The organism is Kineococcus arenarius subsp. arenarius (genome assembly GCF_050871845.1).
Lineage (GTDB): Bacteria > Actinomycetota > Actinomycetes > Actinomycetales > Kineococcaceae > Kineococcus.
The window spans coordinates 1-12,146 of the sequence record NZ_JBJLSE010000037.1; the positions used below are offsets into that span (position 1 = coordinate 1).

The window sequence follows — 12,146 nt, forward strand, 5'->3', positions numbered from 1 at the left end:
GCCCCGGCCCCCGCCCCGCCGGCCCCACCCCCCCCCCCCCCCCCCCCCCCCCCCCCCCCCCGCCCGACCCCACCCCCACCCCCCCCCCCCCCCCCCCCCCGCGGGTGAGGGCCGGGGCGGGTCAGGGGCCGGTGACGAGGGTGCGCAGCAGCCGGTCCAGCTCCGCGGCCGGGTCGGCGGTCAGCCCGCAGTGCACCGGCGAGGTCTGCACCACGGTGCTGCGCGGGGCCGTCAGCCAGCGGAACCGGGCCCCACGCGGCTCGGCCGCCGCGGCGCCGGCGGCGGGGTCGTCGGCGCACACCCGCTCCAGCGCGCCCAGGTGCCGGGCGACCGCCGCGGCGTCCACGTCCGGGGCCAGCGCACGCAGCCGGGCGGCGTCCAGCGCGGTGCGGGCGGCCAGGTGCTCGCGCGCACGGCACCACAGCACCACCCCGGCGTTGAGGAACTCCGCGCGCTCCACGCGCGGCACGAGGCGCACCACCGCGTACTCGTAGACGTCCAGGCCCTCAGCCACGGCGCGCCCCCCGCTGCACGGCGGCCAGCTCGGCCACCCAGGGCCGTGGTGGGGACAGCCGCGCGGTGAACCACCGCAGGTACGCGGCGCGCACCTCCTCGGCGGAGGCGAACCCCGGCTCGTCCTGCAGCCACACGTCCGGCACGTCGTCCACCGCGGCGCGCAGCACGTCCGCCGTCAGGAGCGCCGCGCACGACGCGTCGGCCTCGGCCACGTCCGCGGCGGCACCCAGCAGCAGGTGGTCCTCGGCGTGCCGCAGCGGGCGGGAGGCGGAGGCCGCGGCGCGCGCCCAGTCGTGGTGGAAGTACAGCGCCGCACCGTGGTCGATGAGCCAGGGCCGCCCGCCCCACCACAGGGCGTTGGGGTTGCGCCAGGAGCGGTCCACGTTGAGCACGAGGGCGTCGAACCACAGCACCCGCGCCGCCCACTCGGGGTCGACGGGGTCCACGGCCGGGTCGAAGGACAGCGCCCCGGGCAGGAAGTCCATCCCCAGGTTCGCGCCCGGCGAGCGCAGCAGCAGGTCCTGCACCTCCTCGTCCGGCTCGCCGCGGCCGATGACCGGGTCGACCTCGGCCACCACCAGCTCGGGCACCGCCAGGTCCAGGGCCGCGGCCAGGCGCGCGGCGAGGACCTCGGCGACCAGGACCCGCCGGCCCTGCCCGGCGCCGGAGAACTTCACGACGTAGGTGCCCAGGTCGTCGGCCTCGCACAGGCCCGGCATGCTGCCGCCCTCGCGCAGCGGCAGCACGTACCGGGTGGCGGTGACCGAGCGCAGCACACCGCGAGTGTGCCAGGCGCGCACCGCCCCAGCGCGTCCCCAGGTGCTTCCCAGGCAGCGGGGGCAGGATCGGTGGGGTGAGGAGCACGAGCACCACCCCACCGGAGGCCCGGCTGCTGGTCGTCGACGACGAACCCAGCATCCGCGAACTGCTCGCCGCCAGCCTGCGGTTCGCCGGGTTCGAGGTGACGTCCGCGGCCGACGGCGCGCAGGCGCTGGAGCTGGCCGAGAAGGTGCGCCCGGACCTGGTGGTCCTGGACGTCATGCTGCCCGACCTGGACGGCTTCACCGTCACGCGCAAGCTGCGCGAGCGGGGCCGTGCGGTCCCGGTGCTGTTCCTGACCGCGCGCGACGACACGGCGGACAAGGTGGCGGGCCTGACGGTCGGCGGTGACGACTACGTGACCAAGCCGTTCAGCCTGGAGGAGGTGGTGGCACGCATCCGCGCGGTGCTGCGCCGCACCGGCGGGCCCGGCGCTCCCGACTCCGGCCGGCTGGTCTTCCACGACCTGGAGATGGACGAGGACTCCCACGAGGTGCGCCGGGCCGGCCGGCCCGTGGAGCTGTCCCCCACCGAGTTCAAGCTGCTGCGCTACCTGATGCTGAACCCGAACCGGGTGCTGTCCAAGGCGCAGATCCTGGACCACGTGTGGGACTACGACTTCAACGGCGAGGCGGGCATCGTGGAGTCCTACGTCTCCTACCTGCGCCGCAAGCTGGACACCGAGGGCCTGCAGCCGCTGATCCACACCCGGCGCGGCGTCGGCTACGTGCTGCGCGCCCCCTCGGACGCGACGTGAGCGCCGGGGCGCGCGCGGGCGGCGGCGCGGCGGGCGCGCTGGGCCGCTGGCGCCGGCGGGTGCGCGGGGCCGGGGAGCGGGTGCCGCTGCAGACGCGGCTGCTGCTGATCGCCGTGGCGCTGCTGCTGGTGGCGATGACCGTCTTCGGCGGGGTGTCGCTGACGCTGCTGCGCTCGAACCTGCTGCGGCAGGTGGACGAGGAGCTGGACGACCGGGGGCGCGTCGCGGTGGAGGTGTCCCTGTCGCACCTGGCCCAGGGCTACCCCAGCGACGCGGTGCCCTTCTCCTCCTTCTACGTGCTCCTGACCGACGCGGACGGCGGCGCCCTGACCGAGCTGTGCCCGCCCGCGGACGGCTCGCGCGGCTGCACGGCGAGCCCGCAACTGCCGGAGCTGACGAGCGAGGTGGTCGCCGAGCGGGCGGGCACCGCCTTCACCGTCGACGGCGGGGACGGCGGCGGCCAGTGGCGGGTGCTGCTCGTCACCTTCGACACCGTGCCCGTCAACGCGGCCGTGGCGCTGCCGCTGGACGGCGTGGAGGAGACGCTCGCGCGCTACCGCACGGTCACCCTGCTGGCGGGCACGTCGCTGCTCCTGCTGGGCACGGGCCTGGCGGCGGTGGCGATCCGCCGCTCCTTCCGGCCGCTGGGCGACATCGAGCGCACCGCCTCGGCCATCGCGGCCGGCGACCTGTCACGGCGCGTGCGGCGGGCACCGCCGGGCACGGAGATCGGGCGGCTGGCCGGGGCGCTGAACGCGATGCTCGCGCAGATCGAGGGGTCGTTCCGCGCCCAGCAGCGCTCGGAGGAGCAGATGCGCCGGTTCGTGGCCGACGCCAGCCACGAGCTGCGCACGCCGCTGGCCGCGATCCGCGGGTTCGCCGAGCTGTACCGGCAGGGCGCCGTGCGCGAACCGCAGGACGTGGCGCACGTCATGGGCCGCATCGAGGGCGAGTCGACGCGCCTGGGCCGGCTGGTGGAGGACCTGCTGGCCCTGGCGCGCCTGGACGAGGCGCAGCGGCGGCGCGCCCAGCAGCGCGAGCCGGTGGACCTGGTCGTGGTGGCCTCCGACGCGGTGCACGACGCCGGGGCGCTGGCACCGGACCGCGCGGTGCGGCTGGTGGGGGTCCTCGAGGGTTCGGGGCCGTCCTCGGCGGTCGTGCTGGCCGACGAGGCGGGCCTGCGGCAGGTCGTCACGAACCTGCTGGCCAACGCCTTGCACCACACCCCCGCCGGCACGCCCGTGGAGGTCGCCGTGGGCCTGGTGGCGGGCCCGTCGGGGCCGGAGTCGGTGCTGGAGGTCCGCGACCACGGGCCCGGCCTGGCGCCGGAGCAGGCCGAGAAGGTGTTCGAGCGGTTCTACCGCGTGGACGCCTCCCGCCGCCGCGGCACGGGGGGTGGTTCGGGGCTGGGGCTGGCCATCGTGGCGAGCATCGTGGGCGGCCACGGCGGCACGGTGGCCGTGACCCCCACCCCCGGCGGCGGGGCGACGTTCCGGGTGCGCTTCCGCGCCGCGCCGACGCAGCCGGCCGGCACGGAGGACGTCGAGGACGTCGAGGACGCCGAGGACGCCGAGAGCGGGCCGGCCCGGATTCACAGCTGACGTCCAGCCGTTTCCAGGAGCGCCTGCAGGGGCGGGGCCGTAGATGGAGGGGTACGAGGGGCTCCCGCCCCGCACGGAACCCCCCAGCACCGCACACCGAGGTGGACGAGATGGACCGCTCCGACGACCAGCACAGCACCGCCGACAGCAGCGACGCGTCGTCCGGCGGCTCCACGCCCACCGGCCTGCTCACCGGCGCGCCCGCCGCCCGCGGGCACGGCACCGGGCAGGACGGGCAGCCGGCCGGCTACCCGACGCAACCGCTGCACGGCGGGTACGGCGAGCAGGGCGGGTACGGCCAGCAGGGCGGGTACGGCCAGCAGAGCGGGTACGGCGGCGCGTACGGCGCCCAGCAGTACGACCCGTGGGCCACGCCCGGCGGCCCCACGCCCCCCGGCGACGGCTCCGGCGACGGCTCCGGCGGGGGTGGCGGCGGCGGTCGCGGGCCGCGCCGGCGCCCCGGCTGGGCGGGGGTGGCGGGCGTGGCGATCGCCGGCGCGGTCGCGGCCAGCGCCCTGACCGCCGGCCTGCTCGGCGCCTTCGGCCAGGACGCGGGCACGACGAGCACCGCGTCCGCCTCCGGCGCGACCCGCACGATCCAGGGCGTCAGCGAGACGACCGTGAACTGGCAGGCCGTGGTGGACTCCGTCTCCCCCAGCGTGGTCGCGGTGAGCGTGACGTCCTCCACCGCCTCCGGGGAGGGCTCGGGCATCGTCTACGACGAGGCGGGCCACGTGGTGACGAACAACCACGTCGTCAGCGGCGCCGGGACGAACGCCCAGATCGTCGTGACGCTCAGCGACGGGCGCCAGTACGGGGCCACGGTGGTGGGCACGGACGCGGCCACCGACCTGGCCGTGCTGCAGCTGCAGGACCCGCCCGCCGACCTGCAGCCGGCGACGTTCGCGGACTCCGACGAGGTCGTGCCGGGACAGGCCGTCATGGCGCTGGGCAACCCGCTGGGTCTGGCCGGCAGCGCCACGACCGGCATCGTCTCGGCCGTGGACCGCCCGGTGCTGACGACCGCCGAGACCACCACGGAGCAGAGCCCCTTCGGCACCCCCTACGGCCAGCAGCAGCAGACCGCGGAGACGGTGGCGACCAACGCCATCCAGACCGACGCGGCGATCAACCCGGGCAACTCCGGCGGTGCGCTGCTGGACTCCAGCGGCCGCGTCATCGGCGTGAACTCCTCGATCGCGTCGCTGAGCTCGTCGGCGTCCTCGCAGAGCGGCAGCATCGGCCTGGGCTTCGCGATCCCCTCGAACGAGGTGGTGATGATCGCCGACCAGCTGGTGGCCGACGGCACCGCCGAGCACGCCTGGCTGGGCGTGAGCCTGACCGAGGACGACCCCGCGGTGACGGCGGGCGACGTCACGCGCACCGGCGCCCAGATCGCCGCGGTGACCGAGGGCACCCCCGCCGCGGAGGCGGGCGTGCAGGCCGGGGACGTCATCACGGCGGTGGACGGCGAGCAGACGGCCGGGTACGAGGCGCTCACCGCTGCGATCCGCGAGAAGGCGGTCGGCAGCGAGGTGGAGCTGACCGTCGTGCGCGACGGCCGGGAGGAGACGCTGACGGCGACGCTCACCGCCCGCCCGGAGAGCTGACCGGCGGCGTCCCCGCGCGAGGGCCCGGCCGCACCCGCGGCCGGGCCCTCGCGCGTCCGGGTCAGCGATCCAGGTGCTCGTGCGCCAGCGGCCACCACCAGGCGGTGGTCACGGCGGGGTCGTCCAGCGGGACCGCGGCGCGCGCCTCCGCACCGGGTGCGGGCACCTCGCCGGGCGCGGGCAGCCAGAGGCCGTCGTGCCGCACCCGGGTGCACCCGTCCTCGCACCACCAGGTGCGGCGGAAGCCCAGGGCGGTGCGGACGGGGGCGTGTCCGGTGCCGCGGGGGGCGGCGAGCGGCAGCCGGCCGCCGTCCAGCAGGACCCGGGGGGCGGTGACGACCCCGGTCACGACACCGGTGACGACGAGCAGGTGGTGGGTGCCGTGCGGGGCTGGGACCCGCGCGGCCCGCACGACGTCGACGCGGACACCGGCGGAGGAGCCGGTGCCGGTGCTGACCACCTTCTCGCCGCGGCGCTTGGGGGTGCGCAGCCCCGCGGCGCGCAGCCTGCGCAGCAGCTCGCGGGTGGTGACGGGCTCGGCACCGCGGGCGACGGCGACGGCGACCAGCTCGGCGGGCACGTCGTAGTGGTCGCCCTCGAAGGAGCGGCGCGACAGGCCGAGGTCGACGGCGAAGGCGTGCAGCTCCTCCAGGGAGCGGTCGCTGGCGAGGTGGGCCCACCAGCGACCGTGCGCGGGGTGGTCCGGGGCGTCGACGAGGACGCTCACCGCGGTCCGCTCCCGGCACCGGCACCGGCACCGCGCCGCGGGAGGCACCGGCACCCGGTGGGGGTCCGGCGCGGCACTGCTGTGGACGACGTGGGCACCGGGGTCCTCGTGCCGCCTAGCGTCGGCCTCCCGGCGGGGAGGGACGGCTCTCCCCCACGCGGCGCGGGTGGTGCCCCGCGCGTCAGGAGGATCCCATGAGCAGGTTCGAGGTCGACAGCGCGCGCGTGGAGCAGGCGAGCGCGGCGGTCTCCGCGTCGGCGGCCAACCTGGCGAGCGAGGTGGACGGGATGATGCGGCACCTGCTGGACCTGGAGTCGTGCTGGAAGGGGCAGGCGGCCTCGGGTTTCCAGGCCCTGAGCGCGCAGTGGCGCGGTACCCAGGACCGGGTGCGCACCTCGCTGGAGGAGATCCAGCGGGCGCTGGCGCAGGCGGGCCGTCAGTACGCCGACGTGGAGAGCGCCAACGCACGGATGTTCGCGGGCTGAGCGCTCGCCGGCACGGCCGCCGCGCACAGCAGGAGGGGCCGGCCGCCACTCGGGTGGCGGGCCGGCCCCTCCTGGGTGATCATCAGGCGGCGCGGTGCAGCGGTGCCGGGCGCGACGTCGCGCTCGACACGTTCCACCTCATCTCCAGGTGCGCACGCCCCTTCGCGTCGCGCACGGTCACCCACTGGACCTGCGGGCCGCGGGGGGCTCCCACCTTCTTGGCCTGGATGTCGTTCATGTGGCACCTCCCGTTCATCTTCCGTTCACCTTGAACCTACGCTGTTCATCGGGCGAAATCCAGTCAGGATCGAGTCAGGATCGCGTCGATCAACGAATCGTGATGCTCTCGTGACCATTGGTCACCAAGGAGGGGCGGGGACGGGTCCGTCCGGAGACCGCCGCATAGGCTGAGGTCGTGACGAGCGTCGACCTGGGCCTGCCCTCCCTGCGCCCCGCGGGGCGGGGGACCGCCGACGCCACGGACGAGCGCTTCCGCAGCGGTCCGCTGCTCGACCGGCACGGGCGCACCGCGCGCGACCTGCGCGTCTCGCTGACCGACCGCTGCAACCTGCGCTGCCACTACTGCATGCCTCCCGAGGGCCTGCCGTGGCTGGAGCGCTCCGCGGTGCTCGCGGACGCCGAGGTCGTCCGGCTGGTCACCCTGGCCGTGCGCGAGCTCGGCGTGCGCGAGGTCCGCTTCACCGGCGGTGAGCCCCTGCTGCGCCGCGGCCTGGAAGACGTCGTGGCGGCCACCGCCGCGCTGCGCACGCCCGGGGGCGGGCGGGTGCGCACGTCGCTGACCACCAACGGCATCGGGCTGGCGCGCCGGGCCGCCGGGCTCGCCACCGCCGGCCTGGACAGGGTGAACGTGTCCCTGGACACCCTGGACCCCGCCCGCTTCGCCGCCATCACCCGGCGCGAGCGCCACGCCGACGTGCTGGCCGGTGCGCGGGCCGCCGCCGACGCCGGCCTGGCCCCCCTCAAGGTCAACGCGGTGCTGCTGCGCGGCACGAACGACGACGAGGCCCCCGCCCTGCTGCGCTGGGCGCTGCGGGAGGGCTACCGGCTGCGGTTCATCGAGCAGATGCCGCTGGACCCGCACGGCACCTGGCAGCGCAGCGACATGGTGACCGCCGACGAGATCCTCACCGCCCTGCGGGCGGAGTTCGAGCTGACCGCCCGCCCCGGCTCCGCCCGCGGCTCCGCCCCCGCCGAGACCTGGGACGTCACCGACCGCGACGGGCGCACCGGGGACGTCGGCGTCATCGCCTCGGTGACCCGCCCGTTCTGCGGCGACTGCGACCGCACCCGGCTCACCGCCGACGGCCAGGTGCGCACCTGCCTGTTCTCCACCACCGAGACCGACCTGCGCGACGCGATGCGCGCCGGCGCGAGCGACGCCGAGCTCGCCGCGACCTGGCGCGCGGCGATGTGGGGCAAGCTGCCCGGCCACGACATCGACGACCCCGCCTTCCTGCACCCCACCCGGCCCATGAGCTCGATCGGAGGCTGAGCGTGACGAGCACCGCCCAGGACCGGCACCCGACCGCCGCGCAGCGCGTCGGCGTGCGCTACTTCGCCGGCGCCGCCGCGGCCGCCGGCGTGGAGGAGGAGAGCGTCGAGCTGCCCGCCGGCGCCACCGTCGGCGACCTCGTCGCCGTGCTGGGTGCGTCCCGCGGCGCGGACCTGACCCGCGTGCTCGCCGCGTGCTCCTTCCTGCTGGACGGCGTGGCCGCCGACCGCTCCGACCGGCTGCCTCCCGACGCGGTCGTCGACGTCCTGCCGCCCTTCGCCGGCGGCTGACCGACGTGGCGCCCGACGAGGCCGCCACTGCCGGCGAACGCCGTCGCGCCCTGCGGACGTGGCTGCTCGCCGAGAGCTCCTACGCCGGCGGCCACCTGGCTGACGAGGTCCTGACGTTCGTGCAGGATGCCGCCGACAGGCTCCTGGGGGTGCGCGGCACCCTCGCCGTCGGCGAGCACCTGGGCGCCACCGGCACCGTGGACCCCGCCGCGCTGGCCGTGCTCGCCGCAGACCCCGCGCGCGTGGACGAGCTCCTCGACGTGGCGGCGCACGCCTGGCGCCCCGGCTCCGGCGTCCCGCGCCCGGTCGAGCACGGCCGGCTGGTGTGGGCCGCGACCCCGCCCGGGCCGGCGCGCCCGGCGGCCGGCCCCGACGTCCCCGCTGAGGCTCCCCCCGCTCCCGCCGAGCTGGTCGTGCGGGCCGCGTGGACCGGCACGGGCGTGTGGGACGGGCCCGGCACCCCCTCCCGCGCCCGCGCGGTCGACGTCACCGCCCTCGGGGCGAGCGGCGACCTCGCCGCCGAGCTGGACGCCTGGAACGGGCTGCTCGGCGGACCCGACGGCCCCGAGGCCGGCTGGGCCGACCCCGCCGCCCGCGCGGCCTGGGGCACCCGCGGCTGGGAGCTGGCCCGGCGGCTGCACCGGGAGGTCCCGCACCTGCCGGTGACGTACCACGCCGAGGGGCCGATGGCCGTGGAGCCCGACGCGCCGGCCTGACGCGGGGGCTCAGGCCGCGAACGGCGCCGGGTCGAAGGTGCCGTTGCGCTCGCGGAACGCCGTGGCGGTGTCCGGCCACAGCAGCGTCAGCCGCCCGCTGCGCGGGTCCACGTACCAGTTCGAGCAGCCGCCGCGCAGCCACACCGTGCCCGCCGCCCGCTCGTCCAGCGCGCGGGTGTAGCGCTGCTGCGCCTCGGCGGTGACCTCCAGCGGCTCCCCCGTGCGGGCCAGGTGGTCCAGGGCGCCCAGCAGGTACCCCAGCTGGCTCTCGATGACGTGCACGGCGGAGTTGTGCCCCAGCGCGGCGTTCGGGCCGTCCAGCACGAACATGTTCGGGAAGCCGTGCACCACCGTGGAGGCGTGCGAGACCATCCCGCCCGCCCACGCCTGCGCCAGGGTCCCGGTGCGGCCGGTGACGAGCTGCGCGTACGGCTGGTCGGTCGTGGCGAACCCCGTCGCCAGCACCAGGGCGTCCAGCTCGGTGCGGGTGCCGTCGGCCGCCACCGCCGTGCGGCCCCGCAGGCGCTGCAGCGCCGAGGGCACCCACCGCACCCCCGGGCGCTGCAGCGCGGGGTAGAAGTCGTCCGAGAGCAGCACCCGCTTGCAGCCGACCTCGTAGTCCGGCGTCAGCGCGGCGCGCAGCGCTGGGTCGCCCACCTGGGCGGCCAGGTGCTCCAGGGCGCGCGCCCGCAGCTGCGCCAGCTGCTCCGGGTCCCGGTGGCGGGCGGCGATCCCGGTCTCCATGCGGGCGAAGACCTCCTCGCGCAGGCGCCGCGCGGCCTGCGGGTCGGCGGCGAAGGCGGCGCGCTCGGCCGGCGAGTAGGGCCGGTCACCGCGCGGGACCACCCAGGGGGCGCTGCGCGCGAACACCGTCAGGTGCGCGGCGCGCCGGGCCAGCTCGGGCACGATCTGCACGGCGCTGGCCCCGGCGCCCACCACGCCGACGCGCGCGCCGTCCCAGCCGGCGTCCTCCCGCCAGCGCGCCGAGTGCACCACCGGGCCGTCGAAGGAGCCCAGCCCCTCCACCCGCGGCAGGCGCGGCTCGGTGAGCCGGCCGGCGGCCAGGACCAGCACGCGCGCGCGCAGGCGCCCCGCGCCCGTGAGCACCTCCCAGCGCCGGGCGGCGGCGTCCCAGCGCGCCGAGCGCAGCGGCGTGCGCAGCCGCACCCGGTCGGCGACCTCACCGGCCACGCCGCGCAGGTAGTCGTGGATCTCCGCGCCGGGGGCGAAGACCCGCGACCAGGACGGGCGGGGGGCGAAGGAGAAGGAGTACAGGTGGGCGGGCACGTCGCACGCCACCCCGGGGTAGGTGTTGTCGCGCCAGGTGCCGCCGACGTCGCCGGCGCGCTCCAGGACCGCGAAGGACTCCCGGCCCCGGCGCGCCAGCAGCACCGCCGCACCGATGCCGGCGAAGCCCGCACCCACGACGGCGACGTCGACCTCCTCGACGTGCGCTCCCGCCACGCCCACGCCACCGCTCACGCCGGGACGGCCACCGGCTCCGGCGGGCCGGCGGGGTCGCCGTAGCGGGTGGTGCGCCGGCGCACCCCGCGCCCCAGGGACGCGGCCAGGCGCTCGACGTCGGCGCGCGTCATCGTCAGCCCCTGCTCCTGCCCGGCGGCCGGGTCCAGCTCGCCGTCCAGCAGCAGCCCGCCCAGGTCGTCGGCACCCCCGGCCAGCAGCTGCAGCACCAGCGCCTCGTCCAGCTTCGGCCAGGGCGCCTGCACGTGGTCGATGAGCCCGGCCAGCAGCAGCCGCGCCACCGCGGTGACGGCCCGCACCTCCCGCGCGTCCGGTCCGGGCCGGCAACCGGCCGGCAGCGCCGCGCCCGGCGGCGGCACGAACGGCATGGGGATGAACTCGGTGAACCCGCCGGTGCGCTCGGCGATCGAGGCCAGCAGCCGCAGGTGCGCCACCTGCTGCGCGGGGCTCTCCACGTGCCCGTGGACCATCGTGGCCGTGGAGGTCAGGCCCACCTCGTGCGCGGTGGTGACCAGCTCCACCCAGCGGGCCACCGGCAGGTCCGGCCGGCCGGCCAGGCGCTCGCGCACGCCGTCGTCGAGGATGCGCGCGGCGGTGCCGGGCACCGAGCCCAGACCGGCCTCGCGGGCGGCCTCGAGGAACGCGCGCGGGCTGCTGCCGCGCCGCTCGGCCGCGTCGGCGACCTCCGGGGGCCGGAAGGCGTGCAGGTGGATCCCCGGCGCACCGGCGGCCACGTCGCGCACCAGGTCCAGGTAGCCGTCGGCGGGCGCCCCCGGGGGCAGCGGCCCCTGCACGCACACCTCGGTGGCGCCCAGGCGCTGCGCCTCGGCGGCCAGCTCGCGCACCCGGGCCCGCGCCTGCGGCGTGCCCGCGCCCACCCGCTCGGTGTCCAGGTTGCGGTTGACGACGTGGGTGACGTCGTGGCCGGCGCGCTGCGCGCGCACGGCGTCGGCGATCGCGCACAGCTCCTCCAGCGCGGGGCCACCGGCACCGAGCAGGGCCACGGCGTGCGCGTCGGTCAGGCGGGCGGGATCGGCGGCGGCGGTGCGCAGCGCGGCGCGCAGGTCGGCGGTGGGCACGCGGCGAGGCTAACCCGGCGCGCCCGCACCGGCGCCGCGGGCCGTCAGGGGCAGTCGACCCACTCGGAGGTGCCGTCGGTGAAGCGCTGGTGCTTCCACACCGGCAGCTGCGCCTTGACCTCGTCGACCAGGCGCGCGCACGCGGTGAACGCCTCGGCGCGGTGCGCGGCCGAGACGGCCACGGCCAGCGCGACGTCGCCGACCGCGAGGTCGCCCAGGCGGTGGCTGACGGCCACGGCGTCCACGTCGGCACCGGCGGCCACCTCCGCGACGACCCGGGCCAGCACGTCACCGGCGCTGGGGTGGCCCACGTAGCGCAGGTCCCCCACCCCGCGGCCGCCGTCGTGGTCGCGCACGACCCCGGCGAACGTCACCACGGCACCGGCGGCGTCGGCCGCGACCAGCCCGGCGTGCTCGGCCACGTCGAGGGCGTCGGCGGTGACCACCGCCCGGGCCACCCGGCGGGCGGGCGCGTCGAGGCGGGAGGTGTCGGGTGCGGTCGCCACGGGGCCAGCGTAGGGGCGGGGGCCCGGGCGCGCCGCGGTGCGCCG

Annotated in this window: 14 protein-coding genes; 7 read left to right on the top strand and 7 right to left on the bottom strand. The window is 77.5% G+C overall.

Annotated elements, in window-relative coordinates:
• Positions 1 to 121: 121 nt before the first annotated feature.
• Positions 122 to 514, bottom strand: a complete 393-nt coding sequence (locus ACRYM0_RS10830; protein ID WP_432504923.1) for a DUF3037 domain-containing protein — start codon at positions 512 to 514, stop codon at positions 122 to 124.
• Positions 507 to 1,292, bottom strand: a complete 786-nt coding sequence (locus ACRYM0_RS10835; protein WP_432504925.1) for a HipA family kinase — start codon at positions 1,290 to 1,292, stop codon at positions 507 to 509. The genes ACRYM0_RS10830 and ACRYM0_RS10835 overlap by 8 nt, the downstream gene beginning before the upstream one ends.
• A gap of 77 nt (positions 1,293 to 1,369) precedes the next feature.
• Here ACRYM0_RS10835 and ACRYM0_RS10840 point away from each other — a divergent pair, with 77 nt between their 5' ends.
• From ACRYM0_RS10840 to ACRYM0_RS10850, 3 genes are all read left to right on the top strand, one after another.
• Positions 1,370 to 2,092: a response regulator transcription factor gene (locus ACRYM0_RS10840; RefSeq protein WP_432504928.1), complete on the top strand. Its 723-nt coding sequence runs from the start codon at positions 1,370 to 1,372 to the stop codon at positions 2,090 to 2,092.
• Positions 2,089 to 3,693 (top strand): sensor histidine kinase, encoded by a 1,605-nt coding sequence (locus ACRYM0_RS10845; RefSeq protein ID WP_432504930.1) that lies wholly within the window; start codon positions 2,089 to 2,091, stop codon positions 3,691 to 3,693. Before ACRYM0_RS10840 ends, ACRYM0_RS10845 begins: the two co-directional genes overlap by 4 nt.
• 110 nt (positions 3,694 to 3,803) lie before the next feature.
• Positions 3,804 to 5,303, top strand: a complete 1,500-nt coding sequence (locus ACRYM0_RS10850; RefSeq protein ID WP_432504933.1) for a S1C family serine protease — start codon at positions 3,804 to 3,806, stop codon at positions 5,301 to 5,303.
• Positions 5,304 to 5,364: 61 nt separating this feature from the next.
• Here the strand turns inward: ACRYM0_RS10850 and ACRYM0_RS10855 are convergent, their stop codons facing one another.
• On the bottom strand, positions 5,365 to 6,030 hold the full coding sequence (locus ACRYM0_RS10855; RefSeq protein WP_432504936.1) for a DUF4031 domain-containing protein: 666 nt from the start codon (positions 6,028 to 6,030) through the stop codon (positions 5,365 to 5,367).
• A gap of 194 nt (positions 6,031 to 6,224) precedes the next feature.
• On the opposite strand from ACRYM0_RS10855, the gene ACRYM0_RS10860 reads away from it, so the two are divergent.
• On the top strand, positions 6,225 to 6,515 hold the full coding sequence (locus ACRYM0_RS10860) for a WXG100 family type VII secretion target (protein ID WP_432504938.1): 291 nt from the start codon (positions 6,225 to 6,227) through the stop codon (positions 6,513 to 6,515).
• A gap of 82 nt (positions 6,516 to 6,597) precedes the next feature.
• On the opposite strand, the gene ACRYM0_RS10865 is transcribed toward ACRYM0_RS10860, so the two are convergent.
• A complete protein-coding gene (locus ACRYM0_RS10865) occupies positions 6,598 to 6,753 on the bottom strand; it encodes a hypothetical protein (protein WP_432504939.1) in 156 nt (51 codons plus the stop codon).
• Between the two features lie 207 nt (positions 6,754 to 6,960).
• On the opposite strand from ACRYM0_RS10865, the gene moaA reads away from it, so the two are divergent.
• Genes moaA through ACRYM0_RS10880 form a run of 3 tightly spaced genes read left to right on the top strand, consistent with a single transcriptional unit; the run spans position 6,961 to position 9,034 of the window.
• Positions 6,961 to 8,028 carry a GTP 3',8-cyclase MoaA gene (moaA, locus tag ACRYM0_RS10870; RefSeq protein ID WP_432504996.1) on the top strand — a complete coding sequence of 356 codons (1,068 nt, stop codon included), beginning with the start codon at positions 6,961 to 6,963 and terminating at the stop codon, positions 8,026 to 8,028.
• A gap of 2 nt (positions 8,029 to 8,030) precedes the next feature.
• Positions 8,031 to 8,318, top strand: a complete 288-nt coding sequence (locus ACRYM0_RS10875; protein ID WP_432504941.1) for a MoaD/ThiS family protein — start codon at positions 8,031 to 8,033, stop codon at positions 8,316 to 8,318.
• A 5-nt stretch (positions 8,319 to 8,323) separates the two neighbouring features.
• A complete protein-coding gene (locus tag ACRYM0_RS10880) occupies positions 8,324 to 9,034 on the top strand; it encodes a hypothetical protein (protein WP_432504943.1) in 711 nt (236 codons plus the stop codon).
• A gap of 9 nt (positions 9,035 to 9,043) precedes the next feature.
• Here the strand turns inward: ACRYM0_RS10880 and ACRYM0_RS10885 are convergent, their stop codons facing one another.
• The 3 genes from ACRYM0_RS10885 to ACRYM0_RS10895 are packed head-to-tail and all read right to left on the bottom strand — an operon-like array spanning position 9,044 to position 12,101.
• Positions 9,044 to 10,516: a flavin-containing monooxygenase gene (locus ACRYM0_RS10885; protein WP_432504945.1), complete on the bottom strand. Its 1,473-nt coding sequence runs from the start codon at positions 10,514 to 10,516 to the stop codon at positions 9,044 to 9,046.
• Entirely contained in the window at positions 10,513 to 11,595 is a 1,083-nt protein-coding gene (locus tag ACRYM0_RS10890; protein WP_432504947.1) for an FO synthase, read from the bottom strand. The genes ACRYM0_RS10885 and ACRYM0_RS10890 overlap by 4 nt, the downstream gene beginning before the upstream one ends.
• Before the next feature lie 44 nt (positions 11,596 to 11,639).
• The gene (locus ACRYM0_RS10895) at positions 11,640 to 12,101 is read right to left on the bottom strand and encodes a molybdenum cofactor biosynthesis protein MoaE (protein ID WP_432504949.1); all 462 of its coding nucleotides are present in this window, start codon (positions 12,099 to 12,101) and stop codon (positions 11,640 to 11,642) included.
• Positions 12,102 to 12,146 lie beyond the last annotated feature (45 nt).